Annotated in this window: 20 protein-coding genes and 1 tRNA gene; 14 read left to right on the forward strand and 7 right to left on the reverse strand. The window is 68.1% G+C overall.

Annotated elements, in window-relative coordinates; genetic code table 11:
• Window positions 1-34: 34 nt before the first annotated feature.
• Together BLR19_RS10855 and ahcY are read right to left on the reverse strand one after the other, a co-directional pair.
• On the reverse strand, window positions 35-1,255 hold the full coding sequence (locus BLR19_RS10855) for a BaiN/RdsA family NAD(P)/FAD-dependent oxidoreductase (RefSeq protein ID WP_091750779.1): 1,221 nt from the start codon (window positions 1,253-1,255) through the stop codon (window positions 35-37).
• 33 nt (window positions 1,256-1,288) lie between these two features.
• Window positions 1,289-2,680 (reverse strand): adenosylhomocysteinase, encoded by a 1,392-nt coding sequence (gene ahcY / locus BLR19_RS10860; RefSeq protein WP_017506126.1) that lies wholly within the window; start codon window positions 2,678-2,680, stop codon window positions 1,289-1,291.
• Between the two features lie 135 nt (window positions 2,681-2,815).
• On the opposite strand from ahcY, the gene BLR19_RS10865 reads away from it, so the two are divergent.
• Complete coding sequence (locus BLR19_RS10865) at window positions 2,816-3,211, forward strand: Tat pathway signal protein (RefSeq protein WP_091750782.1); 396 nt, start codon at window positions 2,816-2,818, stop codon at window positions 3,209-3,211.
• Window positions 3,212-3,220: 9 nt separating this feature from the next.
• Here the strand turns inward: BLR19_RS10865 and BLR19_RS10870 are convergent, their stop codons facing one another.
• Window positions 3,221-5,383 carry a primosomal protein N' gene (locus tag BLR19_RS10870; protein ID WP_091750786.1) on the reverse strand — a complete coding sequence of 721 codons (2,163 nt, stop codon included), beginning with the start codon at window positions 5,381-5,383 and terminating at the stop codon, window positions 3,221-3,223.
• Between the two features lie 207 nt (window positions 5,384-5,590).
• Between BLR19_RS10870 and fsa the strand changes: the two genes are divergently transcribed.
• From fsa to BLR19_RS10885, 3 genes are read left to right on the forward strand one after another with little or no spacing between them, the layout of a single operon-like run.
• Window positions 5,591-6,244 (forward strand): fructose-6-phosphate aldolase, encoded by a 654-nt coding sequence (fsa, locus tag BLR19_RS10875; RefSeq protein ID WP_026108568.1) that lies wholly within the window; start codon window positions 5,591-5,593, stop codon window positions 6,242-6,244.
• Window positions 6,245-6,281: 37 nt separating this feature from the next.
• Window positions 6,282-6,995 carry a DUF484 family protein gene (locus BLR19_RS10880; protein ID WP_039243945.1) on the forward strand — a complete coding sequence of 238 codons (714 nt, stop codon included), beginning with the start codon at window positions 6,282-6,284 and terminating at the stop codon, window positions 6,993-6,995.
• Window positions 6,977-7,906: a tyrosine recombinase XerC gene (locus BLR19_RS10885; protein WP_091750789.1), complete on the forward strand. Its 930-nt coding sequence runs from the start codon at window positions 6,977-6,979 to the stop codon at window positions 7,904-7,906. Before BLR19_RS10880 ends, BLR19_RS10885 begins: the two co-directional genes overlap by 19 nt.
• Here BLR19_RS10885 and BLR19_RS14695 read toward each other — a convergent pair.
• The gene (locus BLR19_RS14695) at window positions 7,903-8,247 is read right to left on the reverse strand and encodes a hypothetical protein (RefSeq protein WP_143007369.1); all 345 of its coding nucleotides are present in this window, start codon (window positions 8,245-8,247) and stop codon (window positions 7,903-7,905) included. The genes BLR19_RS10885 and BLR19_RS14695 overlap by 4 nt on opposite strands.
• Before the next feature lie 210 nt (window positions 8,248-8,457).
• Between BLR19_RS14695 and BLR19_RS10895 the strand changes: the two genes are divergently transcribed.
• Complete coding sequence (locus BLR19_RS10895) at window positions 8,458-9,405, forward strand: retroviral-like aspartic protease family protein (RefSeq protein WP_091750796.1); 948 nt, start codon at window positions 8,458-8,460, stop codon at window positions 9,403-9,405.
• On the opposite strand, the gene BLR19_RS10900 is transcribed toward BLR19_RS10895, so the two are convergent.
• The gene (locus tag BLR19_RS10900; protein WP_091750798.1) at window positions 9,406-10,197 is read right to left on the reverse strand and encodes an SDR family oxidoreductase; all 792 of its coding nucleotides are present in this window, start codon (window positions 10,195-10,197) and stop codon (window positions 9,406-9,408) included. It abuts the gene before it with no gap.
• Window positions 10,198-10,332: 135 nt separating this feature from the next.
• Here BLR19_RS10900 and BLR19_RS10905 point away from each other — a divergent pair, with 135 nt between their 5' ends.
• Genes BLR19_RS10905 through uraH form a run of 3 tightly spaced genes read left to right on the forward strand, consistent with a single transcriptional unit; the run spans window position 10,333 to window position 11,766 of the window.
• Window positions 10,333-10,710, forward strand: coding sequence for a hypothetical protein (locus tag BLR19_RS10905; RefSeq protein ID WP_055754368.1), 378 nt, complete (start codon window positions 10,333-10,335; stop codon window positions 10,708-10,710).
• A gap of 53 nt (window positions 10,711-10,763) precedes the next feature.
• Window positions 10,764-11,318, forward strand: coding sequence for a lipocalin family protein (locus tag BLR19_RS10910; RefSeq protein ID WP_091750801.1), 555 nt, complete (start codon window positions 10,764-10,766; stop codon window positions 11,316-11,318).
• A gap of 49 nt (window positions 11,319-11,367) precedes the next feature.
• The gene (gene uraH, locus BLR19_RS10915; protein ID WP_091750804.1) at window positions 11,368-11,766 is read left to right on the forward strand and encodes a hydroxyisourate hydrolase; all 399 of its coding nucleotides are present in this window, start codon (window positions 11,368-11,370) and stop codon (window positions 11,764-11,766) included.
• 49 nt (window positions 11,767-11,815) lie between these two features.
• Here the strand turns inward: uraH and BLR19_RS10920 are convergent.
• Window positions 11,816-11,891 (reverse strand) — tRNA-Ala (locus tag BLR19_RS10920).
• Between the two features lie 163 nt (window positions 11,892-12,054).
• Here BLR19_RS10920 and BLR19_RS10925 point away from each other — a divergent pair.
• The 6 genes from BLR19_RS10925 (at window position 12,055) to BLR19_RS10950 (ending at window position 18,085) form a co-directional block, all read left to right on the forward strand.
• Window positions 12,055-12,360, forward strand: coding sequence for a YggT family protein (locus tag BLR19_RS10925; RefSeq protein ID WP_017504977.1), 306 nt, complete (start codon window positions 12,055-12,057; stop codon window positions 12,358-12,360).
• Window positions 12,361-12,464: 104 nt separating this feature from the next.
• A complete protein-coding gene (locus tag BLR19_RS10930) occupies window positions 12,465-13,346 on the forward strand; it encodes a 3-hydroxybutyryl-CoA dehydrogenase (protein WP_091750808.1) in 882 nt (293 codons plus the stop codon).
• On the forward strand, window positions 13,343-13,900 hold the full coding sequence (locus BLR19_RS10935) for a phthalate transporter (protein ID WP_091750811.1): 558 nt from the start codon (window positions 13,343-13,345) through the stop codon (window positions 13,898-13,900). Before BLR19_RS10930 ends, BLR19_RS10935 begins: the two co-directional genes overlap by 4 nt.
• 44 nt (window positions 13,901-13,944) lie before the next feature.
• Window positions 13,945-15,189, forward strand: a complete 1,245-nt coding sequence (locus BLR19_RS10940) for a DUF418 domain-containing protein (RefSeq protein WP_091750814.1) — start codon at window positions 13,945-13,947, stop codon at window positions 15,187-15,189.
• 41 nt (window positions 15,190-15,230) lie between these two features.
• Entirely contained in the window at window positions 15,231-17,114 is a 1,884-nt protein-coding gene (gene cobT / locus BLR19_RS10945; protein WP_091750817.1) for a cobaltochelatase subunit CobT, read from the forward strand.
• A complete protein-coding gene (locus tag BLR19_RS10950) occupies window positions 17,111-18,085 on the forward strand; it encodes an esterase-like activity of phytase family protein (protein WP_091750820.1) in 975 nt (324 codons plus the stop codon). The genes cobT and BLR19_RS10950 overlap by 4 nt, the downstream gene beginning before the upstream one ends.
• A gap of 3 nt (window positions 18,086-18,088) precedes the next feature.
• On the opposite strand, the gene BLR19_RS10955 is transcribed toward BLR19_RS10950, so the two are convergent.
• Window positions 18,089-19,501: an alpha,alpha-trehalose-phosphate synthase (UDP-forming) gene (locus BLR19_RS10955; RefSeq protein WP_091750823.1), complete on the reverse strand. Its 1,413-nt coding sequence runs from the start codon at window positions 19,499-19,501 to the stop codon at window positions 18,089-18,091.
• Window positions 19,502-19,524: the final 23 nt, after the last annotated feature.

A 19,524-nucleotide genomic window follows, 5' to 3' on the forward strand; every position in this document is an offset into this window, starting at 1 on the left:
CCGGCTAAAGTGCACAGATTGCACCTCAAAAATTCTAGCAGACCTGCCCGGCGGCCCAGCCCGACGACCAGGCCCACTGGAAATTATAGCCGCCCAGCCAGCCGGTCACGTCCACCGCCTCGCCGATGAAATATAGGCCCGGAACCGCCTTGGCCTGCATCGTCTGCTGGTCCAGCGCCGCCGTATCGACCCCGCCCAGCGTCACCTCGGCGGTCCTGTAACCCTCGGACCCCACGGGCTTGACCGCCCAGGCGTTGACCGCCTGATCCAGCCGCCGCAGCACCTTGTCCGAAAGGTCCGCCAGATTGCCCGACGCCCTTTCGCGCTGGCACAGGCTCTCGGCCAGACGGCGCGGCACGATATGGCCCAGCGCGGTGTGCACCGCCTGTTTGCCGTTCGACGCCTTGGCCGCCTTCAACTCCTCGAACACGTCGCGGCCCGGCGCCATGGAGGCCACCACCGCCTCGCCCTCGCGCCAATAGGAGCTGATCTGAAGAATGGCCGGACCCGACAGGCCGCGGTGGGTGAATAGCATGGCCTCGTTGAAGCTGGCCTTGCGCGCCTTGGCCCCTTCGGGCGCCAAGGCGACCGAGGCGTCGACCGCCACCCCCGCCAGCGGCGTCAGCGTCTCCAGCAGCCCGGCCTCGAACGTCAGCGGCACCAGCGCCGGCCGGGTCTCGGTGACGCGAATGTCGAACTGCCGCGCCACCTCATAGGCCCAGCCGGTCGCCCCCATCTTGGGGATCGACTTGCCGCCCGTCGCCACGACCAGCGACGCCGCCGTGACCTGCGATCCGTCCGACAGGATCGCTGTAAAACCCTCGCCGGATCGCGCGATCCGCGCCACCCCGGTCTTCAGGCTCAGTGTCACGCCCGCCGCCGCCATGTCGTCGGTCAGCATACGGACGATCTGCTTGGCGCTGTCGTCGCAGAACAGCTGGCCCAGCGTCTTCTCATGCCAGGCGATCCCGGCCCTATCGATCCGCTTGACGAAGTCGTGCTGGGTGTAGCGGCGCAGGGCCGAGGTCGCGAACCGGGGGTTCTCGCCCAGGAAGTTCGCCGGTCCGCAGCCCAGATTGGTGAAGTTGCAGCGCCCGCCGCCCGAGATGCGGATCTTCTCGCCCGGCCGGTCGGCATGGTCCACCACCCTGACCCGGCGCCCGCGTCGCCCGGCCTCGATGGCGGCCATCATCCCGGCCGCGCCGGCCCCGACCACAAGGACGTCGACGAGGGCGTCCGAAGACGCCCTCGTCACTTGGAACCTCGCGGTTCCAGCCTCGGGGAGAGCTTAGTAACGGTAGTGATCCGCCTTGAACGGGCCTTCGACCGGCACGTTGATGTAGTCGGCCTGGTCCTTGGTCAGGACGGTCAGCTTGGCGCCCAGCTTGGCCAGGTGCAGCATGGCGACCTTCTCGTCCAGGTGCTTGGGCAGGGTGTAGACCTTGTTCTCGTACTTGTCGGCGTTGGTCCACAGTTCGATCTGGGCCAGCGTCTGGTTGGTGAAGGACGCCGACATCACGAAGCTGGGGTGGCCCGTGGCGTTGCCCAGGTTCACCAGGCGGCCTTCCGACAGCAGGATGATCTTCTTGCCGTCCGGGAACTCGACGTGGTGGACCTGCGGCTTGATCTCGTCCCACTTGAAGTTCTTCAGACCGGCGACCTGAATCTCCGAGTCGAAGTGACCGATGTTGCAGACGATGGCGTTGTTCTTCATCTGCCGCATGTGATCGACGGTGATGACGTCCTTGTTGCCGGTCGTCGTCACATAGATGTCGGCGCGGCCGGCGGTGTCGTCCAGCGTCTGGACCTCATAGCCTTCCATCGCGGCCTGCAGGGCGCAGATCGGGTCGATCTCGGTCACGATCACGCGGGCGCCGCCTTGGCGCAGCGAAGCGGCCGAGCCCTTGCCCACGTCGCCGTAACCGCAGACCACTGCGACCTTGCCCGACAGCATGACGTCGGTGCCGCGACGGATCGCGTCGACCAGCGATTCCCGGCAGCCGTACAGGTTGTCGAACTTGGACTTGGTGACGCTGTCGTTGACGTTGATGGCAGGGAAGGGCAGCTCGCCCTTTTCGGCCATCTGATACAGGCGGTGCACGCCCGTGGTCGTCTCTTCCGACACGCCGCCGATGGCGTCGCGGATGGCCGAATAGAAGCCCGGCTTCTCAGCCAGATAGCGCTTCATGACCTTGAAGAGAGCCTCTTCTTCTTCGTTCTGGGGATTGGCCAGAACGGAGATGTCCTTCTCGGCCTTCGGACCCAGCACGCACAGCAGGGTCGCGTCGCCGCCGTCGTCCAGGATGAGGTTCGGATAGCCGCCGTCGGCCCATTCGAAGATCTTGTGGGCGTAGTCCCAGTATTCTTCCAGCGTCTCGCCCTTGGTGGCGAAGACCGGGGTGCCGTTGGCGGCGATGGCGGCGGCGGCGTGGTCCTGGGTCGAGAAGATGTTGCACGAGGCCCAGCGCACTTCGGCGCCCAGGGCTTCCAGCGTCTGGATCAGGACCGCCGTCTGGATGGTCATGTGCAGGCTGCCGGCGATGCGGGCGCCCTTCAGCGGCTGGCTGGCGCCGAACTCGTCACGCAGGGACATCAGACCCGGCATTTCGGTTTCCGCGATCTCGATTTCCTTGTTGCCCCAATCGGCCAGGGTGATGTCGCGAACGATGTAGTCGGTCATGGCTTGGGCTCCCGGCCGCAATGAGTTTGGGCCCTCATAGCCCGGCGCGCGCCGAGTATCAACAAACACATAAAGATATCCTTATGCGATCCAGGCTCAGCAGTTTCTTAAATCCTGGCCGGTAGAGACCTCGTCATGGAACGCCGCGCTCTTCTCGGTCTCGCCGTCGTCGCGACGGCCGCCTCAACCTCCGCCCGCGCTTCGAGCGGCGGCGCGGCGCCGTCGGCCGACACCTATGTCCGCCTGCCGGTCATCACCGCCTCGATCCTTCAGGCGAACGGTCGTCGGGGCGTGCTGACCATCGAAACCGGGGTCGACGTGCCCGATGCGGCCCTTCGCACCCGCGCCCAGCAGTCTGCGCCGCGCCTGCGCGCCGCCTACAACACCGCCGCCCAGCGCTTCGCCAACGGCCTGCGTCCCGGCGTCGTGCCCGACATCGACCAGCTGTCGGTCGCGCTTCAGGCGGCGACCAACGCCACCCTGGGCCGCGCCGGCGCTCGCCTGCTGCTCGGCACCGTCATGGCGGTCTGACTTTCGCCTCTAGAGGAACGAGTAGGGGTCCACGTCCACCGTCAGGCGGACGGAACCAGGCACCTTCACCCGCTGCAGCCAGGCCCGCAGGAAGGCCTGGAGGTTCACGTCCCGATCGGCTCGCACCAGCAGCCGTTTGCGCCGGCGTCCCCGCACCAGGGCGAGCGGCGCATCGGCTGGGCCATAGACCTCCAGCCGCTCGGCGTTGGGAATGGCCTGGGCCAGGTCGTTCGCCGTCTTCTCGACGGCGGCCGCATTCTCGCTGGACAGGATGATCGCCGCCAGCCGGCCATAGGGCGGCAGGGACGCCGCCTCGCGCTCGGACATTTCCGCCTCGACGAAGGCGTCGCGGTCGCCCGCCGCCAGGGCCATAAGCACCGGGTGCTCGGGCGTCCAGGTCTGAAGCAGCGCCCGCCCCGGCCGATCCGCACGCCCTGCTCGCCCGGTCGCTTGGGCCAAAAGCTGATAGGTCCGCTCGGCCGCGCGCAGGTCGCCGCCGCGTAGCCCGAGATCCGCATCCACCACGCCCACCAGCGTCAGGCGCGGGAAGTTGTGGCCCTTGGCCGCGGCCTGCGTCGCGACCAGAATGTCGATCTCCCCGTCCGTCATCTTCTGGATCAAGGCGCGGGCCGACCGCGCGTCCGGCGCGGTGTCAGAACTGAAGACCGCAGTGCGCGCCTCAGGAAACAGCTGGCGCACCTCTTCCTCGACCCGCTCAACCCCGGGCCCGACAGAGACCAGCGAATCCTCGGCCCCGCACGAGGGACACAGTTTGGGCCGCGCCATCGAGAAGCCGGTCAGGTGACAGACCAGCCGCCCGGTATAGCGATGCTCGACCAGCCAGCTGTCGGTGTCCGGCGCCGTCAGCCGATGGCCGCAGGCGCGGCACAGGACCACGGGCGCATAGCCGCGCCGGTTCAGGAAGAGCAGGGTCTGCTCACCCCGCAGCAGGGTTTCGCCGATGGCCAGCCTCAGCGGCTGCGACAGCCAGGTCTGCGGATCGGGCGTGTTCTGACGGAGGTCCAGCAGGGCGATATCCGGCAGAACCGCCGTCCCGTGCCGTGCGCCCAGCTTCAGCCAGTCGTAGCGCCCGCTCTGCGCGTTCCACAGCGTCTCCAGAGACGGCGTCGCCGAGGCCAGGACCACCGCCGCCCCCTCGATCCGCGCCCGCGCCACGGCCAGGTCGCGGCCGTGATAGACCAGGCCTTCCTCCTGTTTGAACGAGCTGTCATGCTCCTCGTCCACGACGATCAGGCGCAGATTGACGAAGGGCAGAAACAGGGCCGAGCGCGCCCCGACCACGATGTTGCAGCGCCCGGCGACGACCGCCTCCCACACCTGGCGGCGGCGCGGCGGGGCGACACCGGAATGCCATTCGGCCGGGGCGGCGCCGAACCGCGCCGTGATCCGCTCGATCAGGGCCTGGGTCAGAGCGATCTCGGGCAGCAGGATGAGGATTTGCGCGGCCGGATCGGCCCGCAGTACCCGCGCGATCGCCTCCAGATAGGCCTCGGTCTTGCCCGATCCCGTCACCCCATCCAGGAGGAAGGGGCGGAAGCCGCCACCCGCCACGCCCTCCGCCAACGCCGTCGCCGACGCCGCCTGGTCGCCGTTCAGCGCGGCGGGGGCGTGGTCGGGGTCGGGCCGGTCGAACGCCGCCTCGGCCGCGATCTCGATGATCTCCAACACGCCTTCGTCGATCAGGCCCTTGACCACGCCCGACGACACGCCCGCCGCCCGCGCCAGGTCGGCCGGCGGCATGGCGCGATCGCAAAGGGTCTCCAGCACGCCCGTCCGCGCCGGGGTGGCGCGCGACGGCGACCGCTCGCCCACGCGTCGCACCCGGCGTTCCGGCCGGGGCCGGGGCGCGCGCAAGCCCTTCAGCGCCGTCGCCGCCATCTCACCCGGCGCCGACAGGGTCCAGCGTCCGGCCCATTCGACGAAATCCATGACGCCCGCAGGCAGCGGCGGGTCGTCCAGCACGCTGTCGATCGCCTTCAGTCGCCGGTTTGAGCCTGTGGTTTCGAACACCTCGGACACCACGCCCCGGATCAGGCGCGGCCCCAGCGGCACGGCGACCTGATCGCCCCGCGCCAGCGTCATGCCTTCGGGCGCCTCATAGTCGAAGGCCTCCGGCACCGGCAGGGGAATGAGGACCGAGGCGACTTTCATAAATCCTCCCCCGCCCAGCGGGGGAGGGGGACCGCCCGAAGGGTGGTGGAGGGGGCGAACGCCCCATCAACGGCAGCCAGCGCGAACCGCGCAGACGCGGCAAAGGCCGGCACACGGTTCCGCCCCCTCCACCGCTTCGCGGTCCCCCTCCCCCGCGTCGCGGGGGAGGATCGACGCGGCGCTTCTGCAACGCTAAAAGCCGTGCCCATGAAACTCTTTCTCGATACCGCCGACGTCGCCGTCATCAAGGACATGGTCCCCACCGGAATGGTGGATGGCGTCACCACCAATCCGTCGCTGATCGCCAAGTCGGGTCGGAACATCGCCGAGGTCATCGCCGAAATCTGCGCCCTGGTCGAGGGGCCGATTTCCGCCGAGGCCGTCTCGCTCGATTTCGAGACCATGGTCAAGGAAGGCGACAAGCTGGCCGCCATCGCGCCGAACGTGGTGGTGAAACTGCCCCTGACCTGGGATGGCCTGCGCGCCTGCCGCGTCTTCACCGACAAGGGCATCAAGACCAACGTCACCCTGTGCTTCTCGGCCGCCCAGGCGCTGCTGGCCGCCAAGGCCGGCGCCACCTTCGTCTCGCCGTTCGTCGGACGTCTGGAAGACAACGGCGCCGACGGCATCGGCCTGCTGGAAGAAATCCGCGTCCTGTATGACGTGCATGGTTTCGAGACCCAGATTCTGGCCGCGTCCCTGCGCAATGTGGGCCATGTCGCCGCCGCCGCCGTCGCCGGATCGGACGCCGCCACCTTCGGCGCCGACACATTCAAGGCCTTGGTGAACCACCCGTTAACCGACAAGGGTCTTGATGCCTTCGTGGCGGACTGGGCCAAGACGGGTCAGTCTATTCTGTAGCATCGCGGTTCCCGGAGAGGTCTGTTTGAGCGGCTCATTGGACCTTTTCGAAACGTCGGAATCGGACGCAACGCCCCATATCGGCGACGGCTTGCATTGGCCCGACGTGCGCGGCTGGCTGCAGACCCATCCTCAGACCCTGCTGGACGACCGCTCCCTGCTGGAAGAGATCGGTCTGCGGCCGCACGGCCGCAATGTGGTCGAGTTCGGCGCCGCCGCCCTGACGCGGCTAGAGGCCGTGGTCGAGCGCGAGACCGGCGCCCGGCGCGAGATCGAACTGGTCGCCCGCGCCAACTTCGCCGCCCAGACCCAGACGCACGTCGCGACCCTGGACCTGATGGAGGCCAAGAACCATTCCGACCTGGCCCGTCGACTGGATGCGGCGGCGCAGGGGCGGTTCGGCTTGGCCGGCGCCGCCATCGCTCTGGAAAAACCGGGCGGCGTGCCCTTCGGCTGGCGCGCGCTGGAAGAAGGCGATGTCGACAATCTGCTGGGCGAGCATGGCCTGACCTGGCTCGGCCCGATGATCTCGGGACTGAATTTCTTCGGCGCGGCCGAGGATCAGGTGAGGTCCATCGCCCTAGTCCGCATGGCCCCGCACCTGACGCCGGGTGGCCCGCCCCGCCCCTGCATCTGCGCCTTCGGCTCGCCGGAGCCCGAAGGCTTCACCCCCAACATGGGCTGCGAACTGGCCGCCTTCCTGGCGCGGGTGACGGAGCGGATGGCCGAGCGATGGCCGGTATTGAACTGACCGCCTCCGACGCCCTGCGCGCCTGGCTCGATCACCTGGCGCACGAACGTCGGCTGTCGCCGCGCACGCTGGAGGCCTATGGCCATATCGGCCGGCTCTATGTCGCCTTCCTCGAACACCATCGCGGCGAGGCGCTGTCGCTAAAGGACATGGGGACGATCACCGCCGCCGAGGTCCGCGCCCACATGGCCGAGCGGCGCTCAGGCGATCACCCGCTGGCAGCCCGGTCGCTTAGCCAGAGCCTGTCGGCCATTCGCGGGTTTCACACCTTCCTCGACCGGCGGCTGGACACGCCCGCGCCGCAACTGGCCCTGGTGCGCGGTCCCAAGGTCAAGCCGTCCCTGCCCCGTCCGGTGACCGAGGATCAGGCGCGCGGCCTGCTGGCCGAACCGGACGCCGATCCCGACGCCGAACCGTGGGAGGGCGCGCGTGACAGAGCTGTCCTGACCCTGCTCTACGGCTGCGGCCTGCGGATCTCCGAGGCCATGTCCCTGACCCGCGCCGATGCGCCGCTAGGCGAGACCCTGCGTATCGTCGGCAAGGGGTCAAAGACGCGGATCGCGCCGATCCTGCCCGCCGTGCGCACCGCAGTGGACGCCTATCTGGCTCTTCTGCCCTTCCCGCTCCAGCCCGCCGACGCCCTGTTCCGCGCCCGCCGCGGCGGCCCCTTAAGCCCCCGTCATGTCCAGGCCTCGGTCCAGCGGCTGCGCGGCCGGCTGGGTCTGCCGGAGCGCACGACGCCTCACGCCCTACGCCACAGTTTCGCGACCCACCTGCTGGGCGCCGGCGCCGACCTGCGGTCGATTCAGGAACTGCTGGGCCACGCCAGCCTATCGACGACCCAGAAATACATCGGCGTCGATGCGGATCGCCTTTTGAACGCTTATGCGGCCGCCCATCCCCGCGCCTAGCGACGCGGCGCGGGCGGAGCCGGTGGCGCGCCGACGTCGGGCTGAGCCGGCATCAGGTTTCGACCCAGCGCCCGTTGATCCGGCACGGCGTAGCTGATCGGCAGGGGACAGTTGTTCTGGTCGCGCCGATCCAGCAGCAGATAGCGCCGGACCTGTCCGTCATCGAGCGATCGATCCATCGTCATGGCGCCGGCGCCGCCTTGCCGAGCCTGCATCAGCGGATCGCCGCAACGCTGCGTGTCCTCCCTTGGTGCGGAAACAACGACAGGATCACGGCCGGTGATCGCGCTGGAAGACGCTGCCGCAGGGTCGGACAAGGCCAGCATAAGCAAGGTCAGCATCGCATCCTCCTGGTCGGCCGGGACAATACGCCGACAACCCTCGATTGGCTAGACGGAGCCGAACGCTGGGCGAGCAAGCGCAGCTGCGCTGAGACACGACGGACAAGAATATGTCTCAGGCTCTTCGCCAAAAGCGCGTAGCCTGCCCTGCCCTGGCGAAGGCCCGAGGAGGACAGGCAAGTGCGGCCAGGGTTTGGCGAAGGATCGAGCGTGAAAACGTCGCGGCGCAAGACGCTGGGCCTGCTGGCGGCTGTTCCGTTTGTGTCCGCTCAGACCGCTGTCCCAGCAGACCCGCCCGATCAGGTGCGGCTCTTGCAAAATCTGTTGACGCGGATGGGCGTCGGCGTGCGTCTGAACGGAAGCGTCCAGCAGGTCTTCATCATTGACACCGGCGCCGAGCGCAGCGCGGTTTCGGCCGAGTTGGCCCAGGCCTTGGCCCTGCCGCCCGGCCGCCCGGTCGTGGTGCACGGGATCACGGCGGCTGAGGTCACGCCGACCGTCGAACTGGCGCAGATCGAGATCGGGCGGCGGCGCTTCAGCGACCTGACCCTGCCGGTCTTCCCGCGCGACGCCCTGGGCGCCGACGGCCTGCTCGGTCTGGACCTGCTGTCCCGCTTTCGCCTGACGCTGGACGTCAACGCCCGCCAGGTCGCCCTGTCGCCATCGGGGTCGACCAGCATCGCTTTGACGACCAGCGCTGACGCCACGCGGCTTCGTCAGCAGGACGTGCTGGTCGCCGGTCGTCGCGGCCGATTTGGTCAGTTACTCCTGACCCGGATCAATGTCGCCGGCGTGGAGGTCGCCGCCTTCATCGACAGCGGCGCGCAATATTCGATCGGCAATCTGGCCCTGATGCAGGCGATCGACATCGGTCAGGCCGCCGCCCCGTCCGAGCCCGTGCGCATGGTCGGCATCGTCGGCGGCGCGGTGACGGCCCGCACCGGCACGACGCCCGCCCTGCACATCGCGGGACGATCGCTGGGGCCGACCCCGCTGCTGTTCGCCGATCTGCATGTGTTTCAGGTCATGGACCTGATCGACAAGCCGGCCCTGCTGCTGGGCGCCGATATCCTGAGCCGGTTCAGCCGCATCACTCTGGATTACGGGCGCAGCCGCGTGGCCTTCGGCGGCGTGCTGCGCCGTCGTGCGCCCGACTGATCAGATCGCCTTGATCGCCCCGCCGTCCAGTCGGATCAGCGAGCCGGTGACATAGGCCGCCAGCGGACTGGCCAGGAAGGCGGCGGTGGCGCCGAACTCCTCGGTCGTGCCGATACGGCCGACCGGGATCGATTTGACGGATTCAGCTCGCGCCTCTTGCGGCGTCGTGCCGGTGCGCTCAGCGGTCGCCTGGTCCAGCCTTTCGATCCGCGGCGTATCGATCCGCCCCGGCAGCAAGGTGTTGACCGTCACCCCGTCCGGTCCGACCTCATTGGCCAGGGTCTTGGCCCAGGCCGCGACCGAAGCCCGCAGGGTGTTGGACACGCCCAACGCCGCCGACGGCTCGACCACTGTGATCGAGGCGACGTTCAGGATGCGCCCCCAGCCGGCCGCCCGCATGGCCGGCAGCACCCGGTCCGTCAGGCGGAAGATCGACAGCACCATCGACTCGAAATGATCGCGCCACACCGCCGGCTCAAGCCCCGACACGCCCGACGGCGGCGGCCCCCCGGTGTTGTTCAACAGGATTTCGATGTGCCCGCCCAGCAGATCCTCGGCCCGGTCCGTCGCCTTCAACAGCGCCTCATGGTCCGCCAGGTCCGCCGTGACCACGACCGCCCGGCCAGGCCCTGCCGCATTCAACGCATCCGCCACGGCCTGAAGCTTGCCTTCATCGCGCGACAGCAGGGCGACGTGCGCGCCCTCCGCGACCAGGGCCGTCGCCACGGCGCGGCCAAGGCCGGATGAGCCGCCGCAGATCAGGGCGCGCTTGCCGTCGAGTTTCAGGTCCATGGTCTTCTCCGATCCCGTGTGACCCCGATATCGGATGCGTGGGTCTTAAGCGCAACGCGGCGTTAACCGAGACGGCGCACCTTCTTTGTCGAGCGGCCGTCGGGACCGCCAGGACAGGCCGGGGAGGGCTCGCCCATGTCGACCAAGATGACGTCCAGCACCCGCCGCCACAGCGACCATTTCGAGCCGCAGGACACCGATCCGCACGAACAGCGTCGCCTGCGCGGGCAGCTGGAGCAGATCGACTACGCCGCCTACGTCGCCAACAAGGAGGTGATCGGGCACGCCCTGACCGGCGTGGACGCCGGCTCGCTGCAAAAGCTGGCGGTGATGACCGCCACGGCCCGCGCCAAATGGGTCGCGGAATCGCTGCGCCTGGCCCACTCCGGCTCGGCTGTCACGCCGGACCAAGTCGCCCGCCTGACCGCCGCCCGCACCGCCTACGACGAACTGGCCGAAGCCTACGAGGCTCTGCGCCGGGTCATCGAACGGGGCTACGTCGCGCTGCGGTGATCTGCCGAGACCGAGTGTCCGGAACCGGGCGCCCTCATCGTCGTTCTGCGGCCATGAAAATCGCTCGCATCGCTTCCATCGCCCTGATCGCCGGCGCCGCGCTGGCGCTGGGCGCCTGCGCCACCCTGCAACGCGGTCCCGTCGGCAACGCCGCCGTGCCCCAACCCACAAAGCCGGTCGACCTGAACCGCTACGCCGGCCTGTGGTATGAAATCGGGCGCTACGAGAACGGGTTCGAGCGCGGCTGCGAAGCCGTGACGGCCCAATATACGGTGCGCAATGACGGTCTGGTCGGCGTGCTGAACACCTGCCGACAGGGTACGGTCGATGGTCCGGAAAAAACCTCAGAGGGCAAGGCGAAGATCGTCGAGGGCAGCGACAACGCCAAGCTGAAGGTATCCTTCTTCGGCCCCTTCTACGTCGGCGACTATTGGGTGCTGGACCACGCCGACGACTATTCCTGGTCCATCGTCGGCGAGCCGTCGGGTCGCTACCTCTGGCTGCTCAGCCGCACCGCGCAACCTTCGCCCCAGACCCGCGAGACCATCCTGAACCGCACCCGCGCCCTGGGCTATGACCTGACCTTGGTCCGGCCGACCCAGCACTGATCGCCCGGCTCACGCCGCCCCGAAGCCAACCCGTCTTCAAGGATCTTCCATGCGTATTGCAGCGCTTGCCGCCCTATCGGCCTTTCTGATCTTTGCAGGATCGGCCTCGGCCGAGACCATTTCGACCCACGTCCTGGATTTGGCGCGCGGCGTCGGCGGCCGCGACGTGCCCGTCACCCTGGCGATCAAGGACGGCGACGGCGGCTGGCGACAGCTGGCGACCGCGCGCACCGACGAGAACGGCCGCGTCCGCTCGTTCGGCGATCAGGTCACGACCCAGGTCGCCACCTACAAGCTGACGTTCGACATGTCGCAATACGGCGACAAGGACGCCCAGCCCTTCTTCCCCGAGATCGACGTGGTGTTCCAGGTCCGCGACCCCAGCATCCATTACCACGTCCCCGTCGTCGTCAGCCCCTACGGCTACAGCACCTACCGCGGCAACTGAGCCAAGGGCCGCACGGGCGGCTGGTAGCTCGGCTCTGATTGAAAACGCCTGGTGGAGCCGAGGGGAGTCGAACCCCTGACCTCGTCATTGCGAACGACGCGCTCTACCAACTGAGCTACGGCCCCGTTTCCAGCGTGGGATCGGGTTTCACAGGCGTGGCGGACATAGAAGGCGGGCGGGCGTGGTGTCAACGGGCTTGTGCGCGCAAAGCGCGCAGGTCGGATACGGCCGTTGTCGGAGCCGGGGCGAACAGGCTAGAAGCGCCGATCCAAGCAGGAGTTACCGTTCATGGGCTATGCGCTCGTCTGGTTGATCAACACCATCATCAGTCTGATGATCTGGTTCATCATCGCCCAGGCCATTCTGAGCTGGTTGGTGGCGTTCGACGTCGTCAACTATCGCAACCGCTTCGTCTATTCGGTCGGGACCTTCCTGGACCGGGTCACCGCGCCCCTGCTGGAGCCGTTCCGCCGCATCATTCCGAACTTGGGCGGCATCGACATCTCGCCCATCGTGGTGATCCTACTGCTGCAGTTCATCAGCGTGCTGTTCAACCGCACGGCGGCGCCGGCCCTGATCCAGTTGCTCGGCTGAGGCGACACGGCGGGCGGAAATCTGATGCGAGAGGGTTGATCCGCTCTTGCGCCGCGCGCCTTCCTTTCTAAAGGTGCCCGCCCGACCACTTTCGACCACGGTTCATGACCTCGATCACCACAGTCGCCATTCTGGGCGCCGGACAGATGGGCGCAGGCATCGCGCAGGCGGTCGCGCTCGGGGGCTATTCGGTTCGCCTTTATGACGTCGTCGCCGACCGGCTGCCGCTGGCGCAGGGCGAGATCGCGGCCAGCCTGGCGCGTCACGTCGGACGCGGACTGGTCGACCAGGCCGCGGCCGACGCAGCCCTGACCCGCATCACGACAAGCGACGTGATGGCCGAGGCCGTCGCCGGCGCCGATCTGGTCATCGAGGCAGCGCTGGAAGACGAGGCGGTCAAGAAGGCCATCTATGCGCAGGTCGTGCCGCACCTGGGGCCGCAGACCCTGCTGGCGTCCAACACCTCTTCGATCTCGATCACCCGCCTGGCGTCTTCGACGGACCGGCCGGACCGGTTCGTCGGCCTGCACTTCATGAAGCCGGCGCCGGTGATGAAGCTGGTGGAGATCATTCGCGGCATCGCCACCTCGGCCGAAACCCATTCCGCCGCCGTCGCCTTCGCCGAGAGCCTGGGCAAGACCACCACGGACGCCGAGGACTTCCCCGCCTTCATCGTCAACCGCATCCTGGTGCCGATGATGAACGAGGCCATCTTCGCCCTGTACGAAGGGGTCGGCAATGTCGCCTCGATCGACAAGGCGCTGCGCCTGGGCGCCAACCACCCGATGGGCCCGCTAGAACTGGCGGACTTCATGGGTCTGGACGTCGTCCTGGCCATCATGAACGTGCTGTATGACGGCCTGGCCGACAGCAAATACCGCCCCTGCCCCCTGCTGGTGAAATACGTCGAGGCCGGCTGGCTGGGCAGGAAGAGCGGCCGCGGCTTCTATGACTATTCCGGCGCTGCGCCGGCGCCGACGCGATGAGCCGGTTCGAGAGCTATTCCGACCTGCCCGGTCAGGCGACCATCGCTGCGCGGCCTGGGCGGACGCCTCGGATTCTGGCCTGCCTGGCCGGCGCGGCCTGGCCCCCCCTTTGGTTGACCCTGCCCTTCTGGCGGCCGCACGCCTATCTGCCGGGTCGCGACATGGACTGGCGGCTGGTGGTGATGCTGATCGGGCTGATCACCGTGCCGCTGGCGCTGTATCGTGTGCTGAACGAGCGCAAGCGCGACGGGCGACCCGGCACACGGCTGGGCGTGGTCTGGCGCTTCATGATGTACGGCGGCCTGGCGGCGGCCCTGGTCCAGATCGTCGTCGCCCTGGGCATGAGCGTGATGGGCTGGTTCGAGGCCGGCGACGTCATGCAGGCCCTGGGCGCGACCGAGACCACCCTTTTGATCTTCGGCGTCGGCGGCCTGCCCATCGCCATGATCGTGGGCGTCAGCTACGCCCTGTGGGCCGGGTTGTGCGCCGCCTTCATCGCCTTCGATGCGCGGCCGGCGGTCAAAGACAGACTGGGCCTGATGCCCAAGGGCTGACAGGCGCACACGACGCCTGAGTTCGAGGATTGGGGGATCCGAGAATGACCATGGACGACACGGACAAGGATGCGGCGGAGGTGCTGTCGCCCGTCGCGGCGACCTCGCGCATCGCCAGCCTGGACGTCATGCGGGGCCTGGCGGTGCTGGGCATCCTGGCCGTCAATGTCGTCTCGTTCGGCCTGCCGGTCATGGTCTATCAGGACGCCAGCCTGAGCCCGTTTCCGGTCACCGGCGCCAACGCCGTGGCGCGCTGGACGATGGACGTCTTCTTCCATCAGAAGTTCATCACCCTGTTTTCGATGCTGTTCGGGGCCTCGATCTATCTGGTCGGGGGCGAGCGGGACGATGCGGCGCGTGGCAAACTGCTGCGGCGCCGCCTGTTCTGGCTGGCCGTCATCGCCCTGATCCACGGCCTGGCCTTCTGGTATGGCGACGTGCTGCTGCTCTACGCCTGGTCCGGCCTGTTCGTGATGCTGATGCGGTCGATGCGGGCCGGAACGCTGATCGGGATCGGCCTGGGCGTGACCCTGTTGCTGGGCGCGATGCAGGCGGGCGCGACCTGGCTGATGGTCGCCGGGCCGCCGGCGATCACCGAGGCGATGAACCAGGGCGGGCCGCATTACACCGCCGGCATGGTGACGGAGTCGATCGCCGCCTATCGCAGCGGCTGGACCGGGGCGATGGGCCAGAACCTGCAGAACTGGCTGCTGCTGCAGGGCGCCAGCCTGACCATGTTCGTCTTCTCGACCGTGGCCCTGATGATGCTGGGTCTGGGCCTGTTCAAGGCCGGCGTGTTCAGCGGCCGGGCGCCCAACGGGGTCTATGTCGCCTTGATCGGCGTCGGCGGAGCCGTACTGGCCCTGCTGGGCGTGCTGGAATGGCGCGAGGCCTTGGCCCCGGCCGGAACCCACCCGACGCGCGGCCTTGCGGAGGTCGTCGCCTCCTTCCCCGTCTTCGTCACCCTGGCCTATGTCAGCCTGATCGTGCTGGCGACGACGCGAGGGGCGGCCTGGATCACGGCGGCGCTGCGGCCGGTAGGGCAGATGGCCTTCACCAACTATCTGACCCAGACCCTGATCATGAGCACCCTCTTCTATATGCCATGGGGGCCGCGCCTGTTCGGACGGGCCGACTATGTGCAGATGTGGGGCCTGGTCGTGGCGGTCTGGGCGCTGCAACTGATCTGGTCGCCACTGTGGTTGTCGCGGTTCAGCATGGGGCCGCTGGAGTGGGTTTGGCGCTGTCTGACCTACGGCCGTCGGGTGCCGATTTCAAAAGGCAGCTGACGGCGCTTTTATCGCAGGCGCGAAGCGATTAACTGAGGGCTATGGCCGCCCCGGATACTCCCGCCGAAACCTTCAAGCGCGCGCTGGGTCATGCCGCGCGGGCGCTGGCCGAACAGCCCGAGCTGGAGGTGGTGTTCGGGTCCGACGGGCCCAAGCTGTCGAACGGCGTCCTGACCCTGCCCCATCCGCCGCGCGATCCGTCCGGGCCCGAGAGCGCGTCCTTGCGCGGCCAGGCCGACCGGCTGGCGCTGCGTCTGGCCAATCACGATGCGGCGGTGAACAGCCGGATGCGGCCGGCAGACGCCAAGGCGGCCGAGGTGTTCGATGCGGTCGAACAGGCGCGGGTCGAGGCCTTCGGTTCGGAACATCTGGCCGGGGTGCGCGACAACCTGGGCGCCGCCCTGATCACGCGGCTGGAAAAGACGGGTGCCCTGCGCATCAGCGACGCCGACCGCGTGCCCGTGTCCGAAGCCGTGGCTCTGCTGGTGCGAGAGCGGCTGACCGGGCGCCCCGCCCCCGACGGCGCCCGGGCCATGCTGGATCTGGTGCGCGCTAACATCGAAGCCAAGGCGGGTGCCAAGCTGGACGCCCTGGCCGGCACGGCGGGCGATCAGGAAGGCTTCGCGCTGAAGATGCGCGAAGTGCTGCGCGCGCTGGACCTCGACCCCGGCGACGGACGCGGCGAGGATACGTCCGAAGATCCCGGCGACGAGGAGCCCGATCCTCAGGACCCTGCGGCCGACGACGATCAGGACGAGGAGGAAGAGCAGGACGGCGGCGAAGGCTCCCAGTCGATGGAGGGCGACGCCGACGATCAGTCTTCCGAGCAAGAGCGCGAAAGTCGCCCCGAAGGCGCGCCCGCCGATCCCGACGGCGAAGGCGCCGACGATGGCCCGGAACTTCAGGAACGCCAGCAGCCGAACCGTCAGCAGACGGCCGACGACGGCCGCGCGGTCGATTTCTACCGCGTCTTCACCACCGCCTTCGACGAGGTGGTGAACGCCGCCGACCTGTGCGACCCGGTCGAGCTGGACCGGCTGCGCGCCCTGCTGGATGGCCAGCTGGCCATCCTGTCCAGCGTCGTGTCGCGCCTGGCCAACAAGCTGCAACGCCGGCTGCTGGCGCAGCAGAACCGCTCCTGGGTCTTTGATCTGGAAGAGGGGATGCTGGACACGGCGCGGCTGACCCGGATCGTCACCGACCCCACCGCTCCCCTGTCATTCAAGGCCGAGAGCGAAAGCCCGTTCCGCGATACGGTCGTGACCCTGCTGCTCGACAACTCCGGCTCGATGCGCGGGCGGCCGATCATGGTGGCGGCGGTCTGCGCCGACATCCTGGCGCGGACGCTCGAACGCTGCGGCGTGAAGGTCGAGATCCTGGGCTTCACCACCCGCGCGTGGAAAGGCGGACAGAGCCGCGAGGCCTGGATCACCGCCGGCAAGCCGGCCAATCCGGGCCGCCTGAACGACCTGCGCCACATCATCTACAAGGCCGCCGACGCGCCCTGGCGCCGGGCCAAGAAGAACCTGGGTCTGATGATGCGCGAAGGTCTTCTGAAGGAAAACATCGACGGCGAGGCCCTGCAATGGGCGCACAATCGCCTGCTGGCCCGCACCGAACAGCGCCGCATCCTGATGGTCATTTCCGACGGTTCGCCGGTCGACGATTCGACCCAGTCGGCGAATGCGGCCCTCTATCTGGACAAGCACCTGCGCCAGGTGATCGCAGAGATCGAGGATCGCTCGCCGGTCGAACTGCTGGCGATCGGCATCGGCCACGACGTGACCCGCTGGTATCGCAAGGCCCTGACCATCGTGGACGTGGAGCAGTTGGCGGGCGCCATGACCGAGAAGCTGGCCGAATTGTTCGAGAACGAGGGGGCGGCGGGTCCCACCCGTCGCGCCAAGCGAAGGCTGGCGGCATGAGCCGTTTCGGCCGGCTGGCCAGTGTCTGGATCGCCCTGTCGCTGTCGGCCTGCGCCGCCTCGCTGGGTGCGCCGCGTCCTTATCCGTTGGCGTCGGACGGCTGGACGCCCCAAGTCGCGGAACTGCGAAGCGTCAGTCTGGGCTTGCCCGGCGGCACGCAGTTGGCTGACGGCGTGACGTTCGCCGGCGGCCTGCAGATCAGCGCCGCCTCGACCTCCCCGCTGCACAGCCTGTCGGACCTGAAACTGACCGGCGACGGCGGCTTCGTCACGGTATCGGACGCCGGCGATCTGGTGCGCGGTGACATTCGCCTGGACGCCCGGGGACGGCTGGTCGGCCTGGATCATTTCCGCTCGCGCCGGCTGACGCTTCAGGACGGCGCCGCGATTTCCGACAAGTCGGACGGAGACGCCGAGGGCCTGACCATCACCCCCTCCGGCGATCTGCTGGTCAGTTTCGAGCGGCGTCACCGGATCTGGAACTACGGTCCCCTGTCGGCGCTGAAGACCCAGCCGACGCCGGTGCGGTCGCCCGACTTCGCCTTCACCGAGAATGACGGGATGGAGGGTCTGGCGACTGCGCCCGGCGGCTGGCGCGTCTCTGGCGAGGCGGGCGGCGTCTGGGATTGCGCAGCGGCGAGATGCACGGTCGTGAGCGCGCCGCCTGCGACCCCCATCCCCGACAGCGAATACCGCATCACCGGTCTGGATCGCGATCCGTCCGGCGCCGGATGGTTCGTGGTCCAGCGCCTGTACCGCGCGCCCATCGACATGCGCGCGCGCGTGCGCCGCATGGCCCCCGACGGAACGCTGGGGCCGGTGCTGATCGAGCTGAAACTGCCCGGCACGACCGACAATTTCGAGGGGGTCGCCGCAGAGACGCGCAACGGAAGAACCCGCCTCTACATCCTCTCCGACGACAACTTCAATCCGGCCCAGCGCACCCTGATGCTGGCCTTCGACCTGCGCTAGGCGTCAGGCCGCGCCGGCCCACTGCGTCGGTTGCGAGGTCGATTCATCGGCTTGCAGGGCGCGCACGAAATCATCGCGCCAGATGCCGACATCAGTGGCGCGAACCACATCCATCAAGGCTTCCCATTTCCGGATCCGCTCGGCCAGCGGCATGGTCAGCGCCTTCTGGATGGCGTCGGACAGCTCTTCGCGACTGTAGGGATTGACCAGCAGCGCCTCACCCATCTGTTCCGCCGCTCCGGCGAAGCGCGACAGGATCAGAACGCCGGGATCGTCCGGGTTCTGGGCGCAGACATATTCCTTGGCCACCAGATTCATACCGTCACGCAGCGGCGTCACCAGACCGACCCGCGCCGCGCGGTAGATGCCCGCCAACTGATCCCGCCGATAGGTGCGGTTCAGATAACGGATCGGCTGCCAGTCCATGTCGGCGAAGGCGCCGTTGATCCGTCCGGCCAGGGCGTCCAGCCGCGAACGAATGTCCTGATAGCTGTCCACGTCGTCGCGCGAGATGGGCGTGACCTGCAACAGAAAGACCTCGCCCCGCATCGAGGCGTTGTCGTGCAGGAATTGTTCGTAGCCCAGCAGTCGCTCTTCCAGCCCCTTGGAATAGTCCAGCCGATCCACGCCGACGATCATCGAACGGAAGGCCGACGACGCCGCCATCCGGTCATAGGTCCGCGCCCCAAGCTGCGAGTTCCGCGCCGCCAGGAAACCATCCACGTCGATGCCGATGGGGAAGACGCCCGTCTGGACCTTGCGCCCGAAACACTCCAGCCCGCCGACGCCATCCAGCTCGCCCTGGGCCTCTGACACCACATAGTCGGTGAACAGATCGCTCCATTCCTGGGTGTGGAAACCAATCAGGTCGAAGTCGAACATCGACTCCACCAGCCGCCGGTGATGCGGCAGGGTCACCAGCAACTGCCGCGCCGGCCAGGGCGTGTGCAGGAAGAAGCCGATCCGGTTGCGAATGCCCAGGCGGCGCAGATCCCGCGCCATCGGGATCATGTGGTAGTCGTGGATCCAGATCATGTCGTCCGGCTGGATCAGCGGCGCCAGGGCTTCGGCGAAACGCCGGTTCACCCGCTCATAGCCCTCGCCGTAGGACCGCTCGTACTGGGCTAGGTCGATGCGGTGATGGAACAGCGGCCACAACGTCTTGTTGGCGTAGCCGTTGTAGTATTCGTCGACGTCCTGCCCCTCCAGATCGACGAGCCCTACGGTGACGCCGGCCCGGTCCTCGATCTTCACCTCGCCGGTGTAGTGATCCACCCGCTCGCCCGACCAGCCGAACCACAGACCGTCGTATTTTCTGAGGGCGGCGGACAGGGCCATGGCCAGGCCGCCGGCGGACCCGGCGGCGGGGTCGGTCGGGGCCGAAACCCGGTTCGAAACAACGATCAGGCGGCTCATGACTTCACTTCACTCGGCGACCC

Origin of the sequence: Brevundimonas sp. 374 (assembly GCF_900102995.1) — a bacterium.
Taxonomy (GTDB): Bacteria; Pseudomonadota; Alphaproteobacteria; order Caulobacterales; family Caulobacteraceae; genus Brevundimonas; species Brevundimonas vesicularis_C.

Coding starts and splice junctions, on each gene's coding strand:
- ahcY (WP_017506126.1), bottom strand. CDS start 2,680: ATGACCGACTACATCGTTCGCGACATCACCCTGGCCGATTGGGGCAAC.
- BLR19_RS10865 (WP_091750782.1), top strand. CDS start 2,816: ATGGAACGCCGCGCTCTTCTCGGTCTCGCCGTCGTCGCGACGGCCGCC.
- BLR19_RS10870 (WP_091750786.1), bottom strand. CDS start 5,383: ATGAAAGTCGCCTCGGTCCTCATTCCCCTGCCGGTGCCGGAGGCCTTC.
- fsa (WP_026108568.1), top strand. CDS start 5,591: ATGAAACTCTTTCTCGATACCGCCGACGTCGCCGTCATCAAGGACATG.
- BLR19_RS10885 (WP_091750789.1), top strand. CDS start 6,977: ATGGCCGGTATTGAACTGACCGCCTCCGACGCCCTGCGCGCCTGGCTC.
- BLR19_RS14695 (WP_143007369.1), bottom strand. CDS start 8,247: ATGCTGACCTTGCTTATGCTGGCCTTGTCCGACCCTGCGGCAGCGTCT.
- BLR19_RS10900 (WP_091750798.1), bottom strand. CDS start 10,197: ATGGACCTGAAACTCGACGGCAAGCGCGCCCTGATCTGCGGCGGCTCA.
- BLR19_RS10905 (WP_055754368.1), top strand. CDS start 10,333: ATGTCGACCAAGATGACGTCCAGCACCCGCCGCCACAGCGACCATTTC.
- BLR19_RS10910 (WP_091750801.1), top strand. CDS start 10,764: ATGAAAATCGCTCGCATCGCTTCCATCGCCCTGATCGCCGGCGCCGCG.
- uraH (WP_091750804.1), top strand. CDS start 11,368: ATGCGTATTGCAGCGCTTGCCGCCCTATCGGCCTTTCTGATCTTTGCA.
- BLR19_RS10925 (WP_017504977.1), top strand. CDS start 12,055: ATGGGCTATGCGCTCGTCTGGTTGATCAACACCATCATCAGTCTGATG.
- BLR19_RS10930 (WP_091750808.1), top strand. CDS start 12,465: ATGACCTCGATCACCACAGTCGCCATTCTGGGCGCCGGACAGATGGGC.
- BLR19_RS10935 (WP_091750811.1), top strand. CDS start 13,343: ATGAGCCGGTTCGAGAGCTATTCCGACCTGCCCGGTCAGGCGACCATC.
- BLR19_RS10940 (WP_091750814.1), top strand. CDS start 13,945: ATGACCATGGACGACACGGACAAGGATGCGGCGGAGGTGCTGTCGCCC.
- cobT (WP_091750817.1), top strand. CDS start 15,231: ATGGCCGCCCCGGATACTCCCGCCGAAACCTTCAAGCGCGCGCTGGGT.
- BLR19_RS10950 (WP_091750820.1), top strand. CDS start 17,111: ATGAGCCGTTTCGGCCGGCTGGCCAGTGTCTGGATCGCCCTGTCGCTG.
- BLR19_RS10955 (WP_091750823.1), bottom strand. CDS start 19,501: ATGAGCCGCCTGATCGTTGTTTCGAACCGGGTTTCGGCCCCGACCGAC.